The sequence below is a fragment of the Mongoliitalea daihaiensis genome (assembly GCF_021596945.1).
Classification (GTDB): Bacteria; Bacteroidota; Bacteroidia; order Cytophagales; family Cyclobacteriaceae; genus Mongoliitalea; species Mongoliitalea daihaiensis.
In genome coordinates this window covers 1,965,675-1,983,608 of record NZ_CP063779.1, presented here as the reverse complement: position 1 = coordinate 1,983,608, position 17,934 = coordinate 1,965,675, and the positions used below count along the sequence as shown (strand labels likewise).

General features: G+C 38.4%; 13 protein-coding genes and 2 tRNA genes. 9 read left to right on the top strand and 6 right to left on the bottom strand.

Translation table 11 applies throughout. The annotated features are described in order from the left end of the window. Positions 1–101: 101 nt before the first annotated feature. The 5 genes from IPZ59_RS08400 to IPZ59_RS08385 all read left to right on the top strand — a co-directional run bounded on the left by IPZ59_RS08400 (position 102) and on the right by IPZ59_RS08385 (position 1,883). Positions 102–953: a hypothetical protein gene (locus IPZ59_RS08400; RefSeq protein ID WP_236139419.1), complete on the top strand. Its 852-nt coding sequence runs from the start codon at positions 102–104 to the stop codon at positions 951–953. 117 nt (positions 954–1,070) lie between these two features. Then, positions 1,071–1,144, top strand: a tRNA-Asn gene (locus IPZ59_RS08395). A 43-nt stretch (positions 1,145–1,187) separates the two neighbouring features. Continuing rightward, positions 1,188–1,496, top strand: coding sequence for a GIY-YIG nuclease family protein (locus IPZ59_RS20315; protein ID WP_394800740.1), 309 nt, complete (start codon positions 1,188–1,190; stop codon positions 1,494–1,496). Beyond that, positions 1,452–1,528, top strand: a tRNA-OTHER gene (locus IPZ59_RS08390). Before IPZ59_RS20315 ends, IPZ59_RS08390 begins: the two co-directional genes overlap by 45 nt. A 46-nt stretch (positions 1,529–1,574) precedes the next feature. Then, positions 1,575–1,883, top strand: a complete 309-nt coding sequence (locus tag IPZ59_RS08385) for a GIY-YIG nuclease family protein (RefSeq protein WP_236139418.1) — start codon at positions 1,575–1,577, stop codon at positions 1,881–1,883. Between the two features lie 152 nt (positions 1,884–2,035). On the opposite strand, the gene IPZ59_RS08380 is transcribed toward IPZ59_RS08385, so the two are convergent. Both IPZ59_RS08380 and IPZ59_RS08375 read right to left on the bottom strand, forming a co-directional pair. After that, positions 2,036–2,227 carry a hypothetical protein gene (locus tag IPZ59_RS08380; protein ID WP_236139417.1) on the bottom strand — a complete coding sequence of 64 codons (192 nt, stop codon included), beginning with the start codon at positions 2,225–2,227 and terminating at the stop codon, positions 2,036–2,038. Beyond that, a complete protein-coding gene (locus IPZ59_RS08375; protein WP_236139416.1) occupies positions 2,217–2,792 on the bottom strand; it encodes a zeta toxin family protein in 576 nt (191 codons plus the stop codon). The genes IPZ59_RS08380 and IPZ59_RS08375 overlap by 11 nt, the downstream gene beginning before the upstream one ends. Before the next feature lie 527 nt (positions 2,793–3,319). Between IPZ59_RS08375 and IPZ59_RS08370 the strand changes: the two genes are divergently transcribed. Then, on the top strand, positions 3,320–4,192 hold the full coding sequence (locus tag IPZ59_RS08370; RefSeq protein ID WP_236139415.1) for a hypothetical protein: 873 nt from the start codon (positions 3,320–3,322) through the stop codon (positions 4,190–4,192). 30 nt (positions 4,193–4,222) lie between these two features. On the opposite strand, the gene agaR is transcribed toward IPZ59_RS08370, so the two are convergent. Next, positions 4,223–4,984, bottom strand: a complete 762-nt coding sequence (gene agaR, locus IPZ59_RS08365; protein ID WP_236139414.1) for a transcriptional repressor AgaR — start codon at positions 4,982–4,984, stop codon at positions 4,223–4,225. A gap of 516 nt (positions 4,985–5,500) precedes the next feature. Between agaR and IPZ59_RS08360 the strand changes: the two genes are divergently transcribed. From IPZ59_RS08360 to IPZ59_RS08350, 3 genes are all read left to right on the top strand, one after another. Then, positions 5,501–8,425 carry a SusC/RagA family TonB-linked outer membrane protein gene (locus tag IPZ59_RS08360; RefSeq protein ID WP_236139413.1) on the top strand — a complete coding sequence of 975 codons (2,925 nt, stop codon included), beginning with the start codon at positions 5,501–5,503 and terminating at the stop codon, positions 8,423–8,425. Between the two features lie 12 nt (positions 8,426–8,437). Beyond that, positions 8,438–10,075 carry a RagB/SusD family nutrient uptake outer membrane protein gene (locus IPZ59_RS08355; protein WP_236139412.1) on the top strand — a complete coding sequence of 546 codons (1,638 nt, stop codon included), beginning with the start codon at positions 8,438–8,440 and terminating at the stop codon, positions 10,073–10,075. A 61-nt stretch (positions 10,076–10,136) separates the two neighbouring features. Further along, entirely contained in the window at positions 10,137–11,903 is a 1,767-nt protein-coding gene (locus IPZ59_RS08350) for a DUF3472 domain-containing protein (RefSeq protein ID WP_236139411.1), read from the top strand. A 205-nt stretch (positions 11,904–12,108) separates the two neighbouring features. Here IPZ59_RS08350 and IPZ59_RS08345 read toward each other — a convergent pair whose 3' ends face one another. The 3 genes from IPZ59_RS08345 to IPZ59_RS08335 all read right to left on the bottom strand — a co-directional run bounded on the left by IPZ59_RS08345 (position 12,109) and on the right by IPZ59_RS08335 (position 17,934). Further along, complete coding sequence (locus IPZ59_RS08345; RefSeq protein ID WP_236139410.1) at positions 12,109–15,438, bottom strand: VCBS repeat-containing protein; 3,330 nt, start codon at positions 15,436–15,438, stop codon at positions 12,109–12,111. A 90-nt stretch (positions 15,439–15,528) separates the two neighbouring features. Continuing rightward, positions 15,529–16,938, bottom strand: coding sequence for a Gfo/Idh/MocA family protein (locus IPZ59_RS08340; RefSeq protein ID WP_236139409.1), 1,410 nt, complete (start codon positions 16,936–16,938; stop codon positions 15,529–15,531). Between the two features lie 15 nt (positions 16,939–16,953). Beyond that, the gene (locus IPZ59_RS08335; protein WP_236139408.1) at positions 16,954–17,934 is read right to left on the bottom strand and encodes an amidohydrolase family protein; all 981 of its coding nucleotides are present in this window, start codon (positions 17,932–17,934) and stop codon (positions 16,954–16,956) included.

Genomic DNA, 17,934 nt, shown 5'->3' with positions numbered 1-17,934 from the left:
TTTAACAGGAAATAAATAGATATGTGAGAAAAGTCAGATAATAATTCTTAAACAATTGCTTCCTTGGTAGCTTACACTAAAAACATCAACGTATATAAGTCATGATTCGAACGTTTTTTGACTGGCAGATTCGGGCCTTTGATCTCTTAGATGAGCACTGGGAGTCAGACCGAGTCACCAAAATTATCAGCAACATTGTCGTTGCATTTTTCTTAGCAGGTTTGATCGCAGGTTTACTTTCGTATCTTAAACTTTTCCCTTCTTTTATTCAGTTATCACCTTTTTTTGCCATTGAACTGGCATTTAATGTACTTCTGATATTTGAGGTGCTAGGTCTAATTTTCTTATTTCCAAAATCAGTAGCCGATGCAGTTGGAAAACAGTTTGAAATCATTTCCTTGTTGCTATTACGTGACGCTTTCAAAGAGTTTGGTCATTATTTGGGAGAAATGAATTGGGAGTTAGGTTTCGCCATGGAATTGCTTCCAATCATTTCCGATGCTTTTGGCGCGATCTTAATTTTTCTAATCACTGGTTTGTTTTACAGGGCACAACGACATATCCGCATTACGCAAAACTATGAGGAACAAGTAGGTTTTGTTTCCATTAAAAAATTAATTTCTATTTATTTGACCATCACATTTATTTTATTGGGTGTATATGATGTCGTATCCGCGTATCAGACACATCAATTTATCTACAGTATCAAATTGTTTTATACCTTACTGATATTTACCGACGTATTTATTTTGCTTTTTTCCTTACGGTATACGACCAAATATTACAACCTCTTTCGATATTCTTCCTTTGCATTGGCGACCATATTTCTACGTTTGACTTTGTCTGCTCCGCCATTTTATAATGTATTGTTGGCAGTAATCGCAGGGTTGATGGTGCTGGGGGTGACCTATATTTACAATAAACTGCTGTCTAAACAAAAAATAAGTGACTGATTGTGAATTCAAAAAAAAGAAAAGCCTTTAAAATTCGCATTTTTTTAGGGTTTATACTTGCATAGAATGCTACAGCCTATTACTTTTGCATCACCTTAATCGGTAACACATCCATACTCCTCCTTAGCTCAGTTGGTTAGAGCACATGACTGTTAATCATGGGGTCCTAGGTTCAAGCCCTAGAGGGGGAGCGAAAGCCTTGCAGAAATGCAAGGCTTTTTGCATTTTTAAGGTATGGACTTTTATATCTATATTTTACATTCTGCTGCTTTTGATAAATTCTATATAGGTCACTCCGAAAATCCTTGGAGAAGAGTTGAACAACATAATTCCGGAATACATCACAAGTTTACTTCTCCTTTCAGACCTTGGAGACTTGCAGCTGTTTTTAAAGTTGGAGAAGACAGAGGATCTGCAATGAAAATTGAAAAGCTGATCAAAAAACAAAAATCAAGAACACTCATAGAAAAATTAATAGACCCTGATTTTGTTCCCGAGAACTCCTTAGCTCAGTTGGTTAGAGTCCCGCACGTGCGGGATTAATCATGGGGTCCTAGGTTCAAGCCCTAGAGGGGGAGCGAAAGCCTTGCAGAAATGCAGGGCTTTTTGCATTTTTAAGGTATGGACTTTTATATCTATATTTTACATTCTGCTGCTTTTGATAAATTCTATATAGGTCACTCCGGAAATCCTTGGAGAAGAGTTGAACAACATAATTCCGGAATACATCACAAGTTTACTTCTCCTTTCAGACCTTGGAGACTTGCAGCTGTTTTTAAAGTTGGAGAAGACAGAGGATCTGCAATGAAAATTGAAAAGCTGATCAAAAAACAAAAATCAAGAACACTCATAGAAAAATTAATAGACCCTGATTTTGTTCCCGAGAAATCACTAGCTCAGTTGGTTAGAGTCCCGCACGTGCGGGATTAATCATGGGGTCCTAGGTTCAAGCCCTAGAGGGGGAGCTAGTGAGAAAAAGAGGTCAGAGACGACCTCTTTTTTGTTTTATTTCCCTTATTTTAATTTGAGGATGTTTTTTATGATTGCAAGTTTTTTAAAAACGTGAAATATAATTTAAGGAATTAGTCTTGGCCACGTTTGTATAAAATAGTTGATGGTACATCATTTGGGTCAATCTCCACGATTTCACCATTTCTCACGACAACTAATGGACTATTTTTCGCTTTTTTGAATTCCACTAGCTTGCGATAAGCTTCTTCAAGCCCTTTAACTATTTTGTCTCTTTCCTCTTTTAGTTGCTCTTTAGTCTCCATAATATTTTTGTTTTAAACCTTCCCACAATTCTTTGTTATTAATTGTGACGTCATTAACCCCTCCTTCTGCCATTATTTCATAAGTGTCTCCAGAATTATTTACAAATAACCAGTTATCCACTTTGGGCAGAAATAATCTGAAAAAATTCTCAAGACCGCTTTTATATCTTCTCCTGATAACATCTTCAGGTATATGATGTCCACCCTCTTTTACTCGCCTTGCTACCCTTGAAACAGCCAAGTCATCGGAATCTAACCAAAAAAACAAACAGGTTACCTGATAATTTAATTCCTTTGCTCTTTCAACAAATTGCACATAACTCCTTGTAGAAAGCGTGGTTTCAAAAGCAAAATTTTCCCCTGACTCTAATAACTTTTTGATTCTTTTCAACATGAACCTTCCCGCTTCAATACCAGCTTTTTCTGGTTGGAAAGGAGAAATTCCTTTTGCAATTTCATCCGCATTCACAAATTCTTTACAGTCCAGGATTTCAGGCAAGATGGTATACGAAGCAGTAGTTTTACCTGCTCCATTACAACCTGCTATGATGTAAAGTTTCTTCATTCGATACAAATATACACTTTACTGTTTAATCATCATTTTTCCCAATCCATGAAGACAATATTGGTGCGATTACTTTTTACAATCTCGCTGAGTGAAAGTATTACTTAGTCAACTCCTTCATTACTTCTTTTAAAACCAAAAATACCCTACTCCGGTTGCAACTATCGTTGATAGGGGGAGCAAAAGCCTTGCAGGAATGCAGGGCTTTTTTTGTTTTATACCCCTTCCTTTAAATTTGATGAGGTTTTTTACGATTATAAGTTTTTAAAAAGTAAAATTTAAGCCAATGAATCAACCTTGACCACGCTTATACGAAATAGTTGATGGTACATCATTTGAGTCAATCTCCACGATTTCTCCATTTCTCACGACAACTTATGGACTATTCTTTCTACGATTCCCACTCAAAAACCTTACCTTAGCAAACGAAATAGTTATCATTCAGGGGGCAAAGCAAACGACTCAAAGACACAATCCGAAACTTCATAAACGGGATTTGAGAGAAGGCTTGAGCTAATTAACTAACCATGATAAAATTAACCGCTTTACTTTTCGCTTTCGCTTTTCCATTTACAGTATTTTCCCAATCGGGCACTTTAGCGACAACCCAAAAAGAAAAACAGAATTTGAAAGGGCCAGTGAAAGAAGTATTACATACGACTTTTGAACCTATGCAAATTGGAGGCGACAGTACTACATGGATACCTTATGACTTTTTCGGTTTTCATAATTATCGACTGAAATTTGATAATAGAGGACTCTTAACAGAAAGAATCGATTATAAATTGCAAGACAATGAGCTAAAGCAGCGGGGGATTTGGAACTATACCTATGATGAAAAAGACAGAGTAGTAGAAGAAGTGTATCTATATGAGAGTTTGAGTACGATAGATACCGCTAGCTTTAGCTATACCTATCTGAATGATTCCTCCACAAGCATATTTGAAAAGCGAAATGGTGTCCCCTCCTCAACCTATCATTACAACTTGAGTAAAAGCACTGAAGAATTCACGAGTGTGAACGCTGATAGTTCATTTATACAAAAGACTTTTTCTGAAATTGATGACAGGAATAGGGTTACTAGGAAAGAAGATTACTCCAATGGCACGAGAATTCGAAGCTTGACTCTAAACACCTATCATGAGCAGCAGTTTCTTACCCCTGCAAAAAGCTTACAATCTTATGGTAAAGGTAACCAAGTAAGCCTTTATGAGAATGAGTTAGATGAACAGGGAAACGTTATCAGCGAGAAAATTACCGCATTTCATACAGGAGATTCAAAGACAACAACCTACTCATACCTGTACGACGATATGGGAAACTGGATAGAGAAGGGAGAATACGTCGATAAAATACTACGAAAGATAGTTAAGAGATCGATAGATTATTACACTGACTAAAATCATCATACTATTGCAACAACTTTTTTATTAAGAAGCCACAATTACCTCCACGTTATTTCTTTCGAGCATTTTTAGGTGCTCAGAATTAATGTTCTTATCAGTAATCACTTTGTTAATTTTATTAAACCCTGCGATAAAGGCAAAACCCATTTTTTCAAATTTGGAAGAATCAGCCACCACAATTACCTCGTCTGCAATTTCGATCATCAGCTGATTTAGATACGCCTCTTCTAAATGATAGGTATAAACTCCTATATCTGCCTTAAACCCATCAACACCCAAGAAAAGTTTATTACAGTGAAGCTGCTTGAAGTTTTTTTCCGCAAGAGGACCTACCAAAGACATAGAAAACTCCTTTAAAAACCCTCCAGGCACCAGTACATCCAAATTTTCGAATTTTGAAAGGTTATTTATAATATCTAAGGCATTACTTATCACCGTCAACTTTTTAAATTCCCCTAAATTATTGGCAATTTCAAATGTTGTAGTACCCGAATCCAGAATAATAGAGTCATTTTCCTGAATTAGTTGCGCAGCAACACTTCCAATTGCCTTTTTCCAATCCAAGTTTATTTTCTTCTTTTCTTCCACAGGTAATGCAACTGTGCTAGTTTTAAATGCCCCTCCATGAGCTCTTACCAACAACCTGTTTTTTTCAAGATTAGCAAGATCATTCCTTATCGTCACTTCACTTACATTAAAAATCTGGCTTAGTTCATTCACATTTACAAGTCCATTACTATCAAGAAATTCAAGAATCTGAGATCTGCGATAAGCTGTTTTTTTCATGATTAGTTTGATTAATTAATTCTATCAACGTTGATTTTTAACTTCATCAACTTCTCCTACTTGCCACTTCCATCAGACAGAGCAATAGTCCTACTATCGATCTTGAGATAATTAAAAATATGCATTTTAGAAGCAGTTCGAATTTGTATATTTTTTTGAATATCGGAAAGATAATGAAAAAAAATATTTTCGATACTTTCAAATCTGTTGAAATGAATATGAATTTTAACAATAAATTCTCATTATTTAATTTTTTCGTTATAAAATATGTGCATAAAAACGGAACTTAAACAATAAATAATTTTTGTTTTTGGACTCAAAAAAACAAAATAAAAGAAATTAACTTTCGAATTCAAAAGTAAATAGGGTAAAAATGGCCTGTTAAATTATTTTTAAATTTTCTTTTACTTATTAATATGTTTTTATAGATTTAAAAAATTTTATTTCATTTCGTTTTGATAAAAACCAAATTGAAATGAAAGTTTTTGATCAATCCATAAACAAAACAATCTATCTATGAAAAAATGTCTATTGTGTTTGTTGGCATTTGTGCTTTCCTCGATCCCTTGGGAGTCTTATGCTCAATCAACTACTGTAAACGGCAGGGTACTTGATTCAAAGACCAATGAGTCTATCCCCGGAGCCAACGTGATTGTAAAAGGTACCAATAGAGGTACAGTTACAGATTTTGATGGGAAATTTTCGCTAGACTTAGCCCCAGGTGCTGTTGTGATTTTCACATTTATAGGATACGGAAATCAAGAAATCACCTATACAGGTCAACAGTCTCTAGAAGTCAAGTTAAGCTCAGACTTAAAGGACCTCCAAGAAGTAATCGTTACAGGATACGGGACTCAAAAAAGAGAAAATCTGACAGGTTCGATTGCAACTGTGAGTGCTGAAAAGCTTGTAGACATCACATCCCCGAATATCGGAAACATGCTTCAAGGTAAAGTAGCTGGGGTGGATGTAATTGCTTCCACAGGTGCTCCAGGGGCACAACCAACGATCCGAATCCGAGGTAGAAGCTCTATCCGATCTTCTGTGACTCCGATATGGGTAGTAGATGGAGTAATTTGGCATGACACTCCTATCCTAAACCCTAACGATGTAGAATCAATCTCTGTATTGAAAGATGCTGCCGCAGCGGCTCTCTACGGATCCAGAGGTGCCAATGGTGTCGTTGTTGTAACTACCAAAGGGGCAAAAGCAGGAGTCAATAAAATGTCCCTAAATGTAAGATCGGGTGTAAGTATTTTTAATAGAAATGACTTCCAGGTCATGAATTCTGGCGAGCTGTATGACCTATGGACACAATTCCCAAATACGAATAGCATTCCAGGGTGGTTTGATGAATCGCTAAGACAAAGAGACACCGATTGGCTAGATGTAGGGACACAAGTTGGACAGGTTAGAGATTACAACTTATCCTATACTGGTACTTCAGAAAGAGCTAGACTTTTTACAGCTTTCAACTACTTTAACGAAACAGGAACGGTCAAAGGAGATAAGTTTGACAGACTTTCGGCTCGTATCAATTATGATTACGATGTAAACTCAAGACTGACCTTCAAACCTAAACTTGCTGCTACCTATACCACGAATGACAATGCTAGACATAGTATTTATGACATGTATAGAAACCTGCCTTGGGACAACCCTTTCAGAGAGGATGGATCTCCTATCAACACTTTAGCTCCAGGAGCAAACTGGCTCGGTAGAGATAACAGAAACTACTTGTATGACTTACAGTGGAATTTTGGTAATTCACAAATTTTTAATGTATTGAGTAACATGGATTTTTCATATGAAATCAATGAACACTTAACATTTACCTCTACTAACAGCTTAACTTTTTACACAGGAACAAGCTTTAATTATACGGACCCACGATCCAATTCTGGCCTTGCTGATAACGGTAGGATCTCTGCGGGTCAAAATAAACGTATTACAAGATTTACAAACCAAATGTTGTCTTATACAAGAACATTTGACAAACACTTTGTAAATGCCTTATTGGGTTATGAATTTAATGATTATGTATTCAGTAATGTATTTGCTCAAGGGAAAGGTATCCCAGCTGGTGCTCAAGTAGTCGACAACGCTTCTGAACCACAAGCAGTGGGTGGGACTAAAAATGATTACGCATTTCAATCATACCTGTTCAATGTCAACTATTCATACGACAATAGGTATAGTGCACAAGGGTCATTTAGAAGAGACGGATCTTCAAGATTTGGAGCCAACAATAGATATGGTAACTTCTTCTCTATCAGTGGCGCATGGAATATTCACAATGAGGCATTCTTCAACGTATCAGCTATCAATTACTTAAGAACAAAGGTGGCTTATGGACAAGTGGGTAATACACCATCAAGCTTATATCCTCACTTAGAGCTATTCTCTTTGAATGCGCAGTATGATGGCAACCCAGCTGCGGTTGCTACTTCTTTAGGGAACCCTAACTTGACTTGGGAAAAAACTGCAGCCTCAAACTTTGGGTTGGAAATTGGATTGTTTAATAGATTAGACATTGTGGCAGAATATTACATCAAAAACACCACTGACTTACTTCACTTTGTGCCTTTACCAAATATTTCTGGATTTGATGGATATTTTGATAATATCGGGAGCGTCCTCAACAAAGGGGTGGAACTGACTTTGGGAGCAGATGTGCTGAAAGCTAAGGACCTAAATTGGAGACTAGACTTCAACATCGGTTTGAACAGAAATGAAATCACTGAACTTTATGAAAACAGAAGGCAGATTTCAGGTTTCAGGATTATAGAGGTAGGTGAGGATATTGATACTTGGTTTATGCGTAGATGGGCTGGAGTAAATCCAGAAAACGGTACTCCACTATGGGAAAGAGTAGATCCTAATACAGGGGAAATAACCACTACCGGTAGTTATGCCCAAGCAACACTGCAAAAAGTAGGAACTTCTACACCTTTATTCTTTGGAGGTCTTACTTCTTCATTTGACTTTAAAGGATTCTATTTGAATGCAAATATTGCATTCTCTAAAGGAGCTCAAGTATATCACAGTGCTAGAGAAACTTTTGATAGTGATGGTGCATATCCTACCTATAACTACATGAGGCTAAGACCAGAATGGTCAAGATGGAGCCCAACTAATCCTAATGCTACCCATCCACAGCCAATCTTTGGTGGGAATAATGAAGCACACAGACCTTCATCAAGATTCTTGGAGGATGTAAGTTTTGTGAGACTAAGAAACGTTACTGCTGGATACAGGATACCAGCTTCTATTACTCAACGTTTCAAAGTATCCGGCATAGATGTATTTGTATCTGCGGATAACTTGGTCACCTTAACGTCCTTCTCTGGACTTGATCCCGAAGCAGCGATATTTGGTGATACTGGTTCACAGTATCCACTTCCTAGAAGAATCAACTTCGGTCTAAACTTGAACTTCTAATCTGAAAACACCATGAAAAAATTATCATTCATATTTATTCTGTCCTTAGGAGTTTTTACATTTTACTCTTGCGACATAGACAGGTCTCCATTTGACTCTATCACAGCAGATGACCTAGCCAATTCAGAAACAAGTGCTCAAAACGTAACGTTAGGTACGTACAGCAGAATGCGTGCTTGGACCGAAAACTGGCACAGATTATTTGAATACCCTGGAGATAATGTTTCGCTTAGTGGTACGACCTCTGACCCTTTATTCTTTTCCTATAACTTCAACAGAATCCCAAACTCTAGTAGAACGGCCGGGTTTTGGAGAAGTAGTTACCAAATCGTAGTAGCTACCAATCAAGTAATTGGTAATGTAACGGAGGGAAGTTCTGCCAGTAATGATCAAATACTAGCAGAAAATTATTATATCCGAGCATTGATGCATTTTTCCTTAGTCAACATATTCGGTAGACCTTATAATCAAGGAGCCAATAACCCTGGTGTACCCTTGAAATTGGATGCTGAGCCTCTCAACCATCCTATCAGGTCTTCTGTAGGGGAAGTGTACAATCAGGTAGAAGCAGATTTACTTAAAGCTGTTGCTTTATTTTCTGAAAATAAAACCAATGTATACGCTTCTAAAGAAGCAGCACAGGCGCTACTATCTAGACTTTATTTATACAAAGAAGATAACGCAAAGGCAGCAGAGTATTCCGATCTGGTAATAAATTCAGGTAGATTTTCCTTATTACCTACTAATCGTCTTGGAGATTATCCTAAAATCACTCCAGAAAGTAACCCTGAGACAATTTTTGCAGTAAAATTTGTCAAAGATGTAGATTATGAATCGAATGGGTGGTTTACCATCGGATCGCTTTATGCCAATATTCAAGGTGCCGGTTGGGGAGAAATGTATGCATCTAGACCATATATTGAGCTCGTAAGAGAATTCCCAGAAGATCAAAGAAACAAATTTATTCAGCCAGTAGTCGTCAATCAAAATGTGACTTGGGGAATTTATGTAAGAGATAACTTGACATTTGGCTGGACGCCATTAACCCCAGCAGGTGATGGCTTCGAATACCAGCATGCTGGCATGACAAAAACAGTAGAAAAAGTATTTAACGAGCGAGGAGGAGTAAGTTATCACTTGGATACAGATGAGGGAAAAAAACGAATCCTGATAGACAAGCAACTTGACTTAAGAAACAACTTCCCGAAATACTTTATCCTAAAATGCTCTGGACAAGATGATCAAGCACATCTTTGGTCGCCCGTAGTCTCAAGACTTGCTGAAATGTATCTCAACAAAGCGGAAGCCTTAGCAAAACTTGGTCAAACTACTGAAGCTCTTGACTTGGTGAACATCGTCAGAACTAGAGCAGGAATTCCTTCTAATGGTCTTTACACCATGGCTAACCTTGGTGGTAAATCGGTCTTGGATGTAGTCATAGAAGAAAGACAATTAGAACTATCATGGGAAGGCCATAGAAAGATGGATGTATTCCGAAACGGAAAAACCTTGGACAGGAGATATCCTGGAACCCATCTTGCAGGTAATAACCCATTACCTTTGATCCAAGCAAATGAAAATAGAATTATTGAGTTTATACCGGAAGCCCAACTCCTCGTGCATGAAGGGTTGACACAGAATCCAGGATAATCTTTAACCAAACAATGCCTGAAAAATCAGGCATTGTTTTTTTACCTTAACCACACTATTGATGAAATACATGAATATTATTTTCTTGACACTATTGATTTCTCTGATGAGCTGCTCCGAGCCAGAGCAACCAAAAGCCAATGAGATTTCCTACTCCAATTCATTTTCAATTCCTCTAGGAGGAAACACCTATCAGATTGCTGGGCAAGAAATGGTAGGATTAGACCAAAATGGCATATCTAGCTGGACTTCTGACCAAACAGTCTTGGGTGTTTTTTTCAAATCTTCTGGTACAGAGAATGTAGATCTCAACCTTATCATAGAGACTCAAGAGGGAAACTCAGAAATCGAAGTTAGTATAGGAGACCAAAAGCAAAAAGTACAATTAAGCAATGGGGTATCAGGACTTGTAAAAGTGGGGAATTTCAAAATACCTGTAGGATATACGGCTATAGAACTCAATGCACTAACTAAAACCGGAGCAAATTTTGCGAAGATCAGAAGCATAAACATTGAGCATAATGGAGAGATCAATGCTCACTATGTAAAAGACAACGAAGACAATAACTTCTATTGGGGACGTAGAGGCCCTTCTGTACATTTAGGATATACCACTCCAGACAATCAGAACATTAAATGGTTCTATAATGAAATGACCATACCAGCAGGAGAAGATCCTATTGGGTCATACTTTATGGCCAATGGCTTTGCAGAAGGCTACTTTGGAATTCAAGTCAACTCAGCAACTGAGCGGAGAGTTCTCTTTTCCGTATGGAGTCCTTATGTTACAGACAACCCCAATGAAATCCCAGAAGATGAGCGCATCCTTGTCCTTAAAAAAGGAGCTGAAGTCTACACTGGCGAATTTGGAAATGAAGGCTCAGGAGGACAAAGCTACCTAGTATATAACTGGTCAGCTGGTACCACCTACAAATTTTTAAATTCAGTGGAACCTGATGGAAAAGGAAATACCATATATACAGGGTATTTTTATGCTCCTGAAGTGGGGGAATGGCAAATCATTTCAAGATTTCAAAGACCAAAAACGAATACTTGGTACAAAAGACCTCATTCATTTTTGGAAAACTTCAATACTAGGACTGGACATATCGGAAGAAAAGTGTTTTATGACAACCAATGGGTAAGAAACATTGAAGGAGAGTGGACAGAACTTACAGAAGCACGATTTACAGGAGATCCAATAGCAAGCTCAGGTTTTAGAATGGATTATGCTGGCGGAAGCAAAGACGGGAAATTCTACCTTCAAAATTGTGGCTTTTTCACGCCTCATACACCTCTAAGCAGTATGCATCTCAGGTCCCCAAACAATCAAACCCCTGTTATAGACTTTGAAGCACTTGAAACACTAGGGGTAGAAATTACAGCTCCTGAAACAATTGCGGAACTTGACAAGTCAGCTTGGGAGATTGTAGAATTCAGCTCCGAAGAAACTAGCGGAGAAGGAGCTACTGGAAGAGCTAAAGATATCATTGATGGTAAACTTGACACGTACTGGCACAGTCAATGGACTGGCACGGCAGCCCAATACCCACATTCCTTTACCTTGGATTTCCATGCAACACCTAATATCAAGGGATTTGTTTTTCATCAAAGAGATGGATCTCGAAAAATCAAAGATTACAAAATTTACGGCAGTAATGACTTCACATCTTGGAGTCCAATTAGCTCGGGCTCGCTCTTAAATAGCGCAGGACAGCAAGTTGTTACGTTAAACGAACCCATCAACATTCGATACATCAAATTTGAAGCACTCAATGCACATGATGGGCAAGACTTTGCAGCCCTAGCAGAGATGGGAGCATTTTAATATTAATCATCAAGCAGCTGGCTCATAAATAGATTTTCAGATTTTCTATTAAAATATGCTTCCGTGTAGTAATTGATCTCTTTGTGTCTTGGGGGCTTTGTGGTCTAAAATACCACTTAGACTCTAAGGCACAAAGTTTTAATTTAATAAATACCCCATAATAGTTGATTGAGTTGTCATTGAATAGAGATATGAGACAGCCTCTTTACTCTTGAAGTTGAAACACCTTCAGTGGACCGTTATTTTCTACCACTAAAAATAAATCCTGGCCATTTTTCCTTTTCAGCTTTTTAATTGCTCTCACATCTCCCCGTATATCCAGATTAGCAATAGGTGTTGGAGAAAAAGAATACCTCCTCCCTCCTTTCTCCTTTTTCAAAATCAACCCTGTACCACTATTCATCGCTCCTATTTCCACCATAAATGGATATAAATTACCCACCGCTAATACCTCCTCCAATTGATCATCTAAGGAAATAATACCTGTAATAGGAGAGACTTGTGCCTCAATCGGCAAGCTATGAGAAGCATATCCATTAGGAGAACTCAATAACATGACAGACTCCAGCTGATCTAAAGTTTTTTGCTGAAATGACACCTCTTGACCACTTAGAACATCTTCAAAACTTGCCATCGCATAATCTTCATACTTCACATAGCGCTTCTTCAAATGTACCAATTGACTCAACAATACATCTCTCGAATAAATGGGATACAGCTCTCCCTGTATCCTGTTAGTCATCAAGGATAAAACATTTCCCGAATTATTGAAATCACCAATAGTCAGTAGAATTGGTTGATCTTTGGATGCCTTCAATTGACTGTTGAGCCCTAAGTTACCCAAAATCAGATCTGGCACGCCATCTTGATTAACATCTGCCACCATCATACTTTGCCAAAAACCCCTGCCAGCATCCAGGCCTAAGCTTTGGCTGATTTCTGTAGCTTGTCCTTCCAAAAACTTCCAAACTTGAACTCCCATAAACTCCCCCGTTAATACAAGTTCTTCCCCTCCATCACCATCCATATCATACCAAACACCTGAAGTAATCATACCTACATTTCTGAGATTGGCAGGAGTGACGTCTTTGAAAACTACAGCATCTGAAGTGCTTTCATTTTTCAATAAAAAACTCCATGGACTTAAGCCATACTGATCCGGAATAGAACGTCCACCAACAAACAAATCTATTTTGCCATCCCCATCAAAATCATGAGCCAATACAAGCGCATTATTGCCCGTCAGGTCTGGTAAAGCGTCCTCCACCTTTTCAAATACGGCATTTCCTCGATTGACATACAGCCGATCTTGCAATAGCGGAAAATAAAGATTGAATTCCGTACCACCACTGCTGACATATAGATCCAATAAGCCATCGCCATTGGCATCAAAGAAAATTGCTCCTGTATCCTTTTGCTCAGCATCTTTTTGCCATGGTCCATTGCTGACAGTCCGAAACGATCCATCGGCTTTGCTGAGATATAATTCTCCTGATTGCCCTACTCCCCCTCCTACAAAAAAATCATCATACCCATCGCCGTTCACATCCCCAACAGCAATAGCAGGAGTAAGCTTCGAGTATTGAAAAAATGACAAAGGATTGACCTTGAAATCAACAAAGTTTTTTTCTTTATGAGTGAAATTAATCCCCAAAATGCCTGATACCTCCTCAAATGAGATCGTTTTACTAGGATTTGAATCTGCTACATTCTCAACCATTTTTGCTCCCTCTTGAGTCACTACCATCAATTGATTGGACTGAGTGACACCTAACTTAGAAATCTTTTGGTCAGGCCAAATTACGGTAGCCTCCTTAATTTGATCAAACTTCCCCAAACCAAAGTGTAACTCCGTATCAACGGTCGATTGGTAACCTCTCACAGGAAACAACTCCTGTATCTGAATTGTACCATCAGGCAATTCAATCTGTACTTTTGCCCCAATTGCCTGCATATTTTGTCCACTGCCAATGAGTCTGAATTTGATATAATTGTTCTCCAAAAATTGCCCACTGATATTTTTTAGGATGGTAGCCTTTTCATTGATATTATTAATGATCAAATCCATAGTACCATCCCCATCCAAGTCAGCATAAGCCATACCATTGGAAATCCTTGGGGTGTCAAAACCATATTGACGAGATTGGTTTTCAAAGCTCAAATCTCCCTTATTGATAAAAAGATAATTGCCTACTTTGGTACTGGGTATTTTTTTCACCAAAGCAAGCAAATCTGGCTCTTCCCCCTTTTCTCGTGATACTTTTGCTGCATCAGCATAAGTGTAATTTAGAAAATCTTTGTTGGTGAAATCCCTCAAAAACCCATTGGTGATTGCTAAGTCTTTCCACCCATCGTTATCCATATCCACAAAAAGCCCAGACCAACTCCAATCGGTATTGGATATGCCTGATAGCTGCCCAATTTCTTGAAAAACCAAGTCTGCATCCTTGTCAAGTCCCCTATTCAACTGCAGCGTATTTCGCATGTATTGATGATGATACCCACTATCGATCAATGCCTGATAAAAGTCAAACTCATCGCCTCCTTTTAAAAGCTTTTGTCTTTTGTTGTCTTCTGGAAGCATATCCAAGGTAAAAATATCCATCCATCCGTCATTATTAAAATCTGCAATATCACCTCCCATGGAAAATTTTGATTGATGAGTCATTGCTTTTTTGGACACCTCATCAAAGGTCCCATCCTTTTGGTTGATATATAAAAAATCCTGTTCGTTATAATCATTGGTAACAAATATATCAGGCCAACCATCATTATTGACATCCGAAACCATAACTGCCAAGCCAAAATTTAAGCCATTCCCAATGATGCCTGCTTCTTCACTCACATCAGAAAAGATGCCTTGGTTATTTTGATACAATTGATTGCCATAATATGGATGGCGAAAAGCCCTGAGCTTAGATGTCTGGCTCAATGGATTAAAAAATGTCTTCCCATGATTTAATAAAAACATGTCTAAATCTCCATCTCCATCATAATCAAAAAATGCTGCCATGGTACTGTAAGTGCCCACAGCATCTAACCCATACTCTTTGGCCTTTTCGGTAAAGGTAAGATCTCCATTGTTAATGAAGAGTTCATTTCTTCTGGAATACTCATCACCTGGTCCTGAATAGCAATAATACACATCCAAAAACCCATCTCCATTGATATCCACAAGACTTACTCCTGTGGCAAAATCAGTTCTACCTTTCAGTCCTGTTTGTCGTGTAACATCTTCAAAAGTGAACCCTCCTTTGTTAAGGTAGACTTTATTGTCGCTAAGGTTTCCAACAAAAATCAAATCTGGCAAGCCATCATTATTCAAGTCCCCTACTGCTACTCCTCCTCCATTGTATAAATATTCGTAAGTAAGAATATTCAAACTATCATTTTCTACGATCCTGTTTTCAAATGTTACCCCAGAAAAACTGTGATCAACAGTTTGAAGAAATGTAATTTCATTACTATCATTTGTAGTACAAGAACTAATTAAAATGCAGCATAACCCGAAAACAACTAATGAAAATATCCTCATAGAACGGTAGATTGATAAGTAAATATAAAAACACCGAAGAGTCCTCCGGTGCATTTATCACTCTAAACTAAATTAACTAAACCCAAAAAACTATATGATCACCTTAGTAGTGCCTCCGCCATTGAGCGTGATGTCTACTGGTTTATTGGTTTTCCAAGCGCCACCGGTAAAGTCAGGCACATCTATGGAGTTGGAACGGTGCGCTACTGACCACTCACTTAATGGAGAAACTGCTGACCACAAGGCGGCATCATAGACATCTTGGTCTAATGGAAGTCCATTGCGCAAGCAATCCACTAGTCTCCATTCCATCATAAAGTCCATTCCACCGTGTCCTCCGATTTGCTTGGCTAATTCCCCTACTTTCTTGACAATTTCTGGGGTATATTTTTCTTTCAAGACTTTCATCTCATCTTCTTTAATCCACGAATGGCCTTTTGAAACTCGCTCTACCGGATATTTTTGAGCAAAAGCCTTCGTCCCACTTAACGCGTGTAACCTTGAATAGGGCCTTGGCGAGGTGACATCGTGCTGAATCATCATAGATCGCCCATGCTTAGTCCTGATGATCGTGGTATTCATATTACCTCCATATTTTTTCTCTGCATAGGAAGCAAAGAAACTATCTGTTTCAGCCAACTCTTTGGCCTTTGCCGCCATGTGGAAATCTGCAGAAGACAAGGATGATAAATAATCCATCTGATCACCTCTATTGATATCCATCAGTTGAGCAATAGGTCCTAGACCATGGGTAGTATATAAATTGCCATCCCTGTAGTTTTCTCTAAGTCTCCACATGTCCTCATAGGCATTTTTGGCAAAATTGAGATCCAAAAGATCGTGAATATAGGCACCCTCCGCATGCAAAATATCACCAAAAAATCCATCTCTTGCCATATTGAGTGTCATCAACTCAAAGAAGTCATAGCAACAATTTTCCAGCATCATGCAGTGCTTTTGGGTACGCTCTGAAGTCTCTACCAATTGCCAGCACTCTTCTAAGGTTTTTGCAGCAGGCACTTCTACCCCCACGTGTTTTCCTGATTCCATAGCATAGACTGCCATAGGTGTATGCCAATCCCAAGGGGTTACAATATAAATCAGATCAATATCATCTCTATCCACCATCTTTTTCCAAGCATATGCACTTCCGGAGTATTTGGTTGGTTTGTGTTTAGTCGACTCCAAGGATTTGGCCACTTTATCAACTTTTTCGGGCACCAAATCGCATAATCCTACAATCTCTACCCCTTCGATTTTGCTCATTCTGGATACAGCCCCAGGACCTCTCATCCCAAGACCAATAAATCCAACTCTTACTTTTTCCAATTTGGGCGCAGTAAATCCAGACATATTGAAATGCTGAATATGCTTTTTTCTTACGAGTTCAGGTAGCTTCTCCATTTCCTCTGCAGAACTGAAGTTGCTCATCCCTGTACCAAAAATCCCAAGACCTGCTAATCCTGAAATTTTAAGAAACTCTCTTCTTTTATTGCTCATGGTTAGTATGTTTTATTATATTTTAAATCCGTAAATGTTTGCTGCATTGGTGATAAAGATTTTTTGAATTACCTCTTGCGGTAAATCCAAGCCCTGAAAGCTTCCTTCAAATTCCTCTGCAGTCAAGATCTCCGAGCTCCCAAAATACTTTAAATGGTAATCCCATAGAAACTCAAACCTGGAAGCCACTTGGTGTTCTGTTCGGTAGTTGAAGTCAATCACATCTGATCCATAAATGATTCTATCCTGGTACTTGATGAAAAACTGACGAACTTTTTCCCGATCAGCTATACTCTGAAGCTGAACATGGCAAACCCTTTCCGCAAGATCGGTATGAAAATTTGGAAATTTATCTAATCTCAAGGCAACTTCATCCAAATTCCACTCCAAACTTCCCAAGTGGGCTCCTACAAAGATAAGACTGGGGTGCTTAGACAAAACAGCATCTCTTGCATCAATATGGGCTTGATAACTAGGGTATTCAGGATGTAGATACATGTGGTAATCGGAATGATTACTAAAATAGCGCCTATCTGAATCTACTGTCATTTCCTCCAGTGGCAACCAGCAATTTTTAGGCTCACCGATATGACCAATCATTGGGAGACCATTTTGAGCCATAAAATCAAAAACTGGATCCAGTCGCTCATCATCCACCATTACAAATTGTCCTGTATCATCTTTAATGGCCATCCCGAAATTTTTCCAAATCTTTATACCAGACGCACCATTATCTACAGTTTGTTTTATTCGGTCCAAAGTCTTGGTTTGCCACGAGGCAGACCCAAAACCTTTTGATTCAAAACTTCCCATATACCTCACCTGATCTGGATAAGCTTGCTTCAGGTCTAGCACTACTGACTCCTGAGCCGCTAATGGCTCAAAAAATGGAATATCAGTGTTGATGGAAACAAAAGCTGCCCCTCGTTCTAAGGCTAATTCCATTTTAGCTTTGGATCGGGAGTTTAAATGACAATGAGCATCAATGAATTTCAC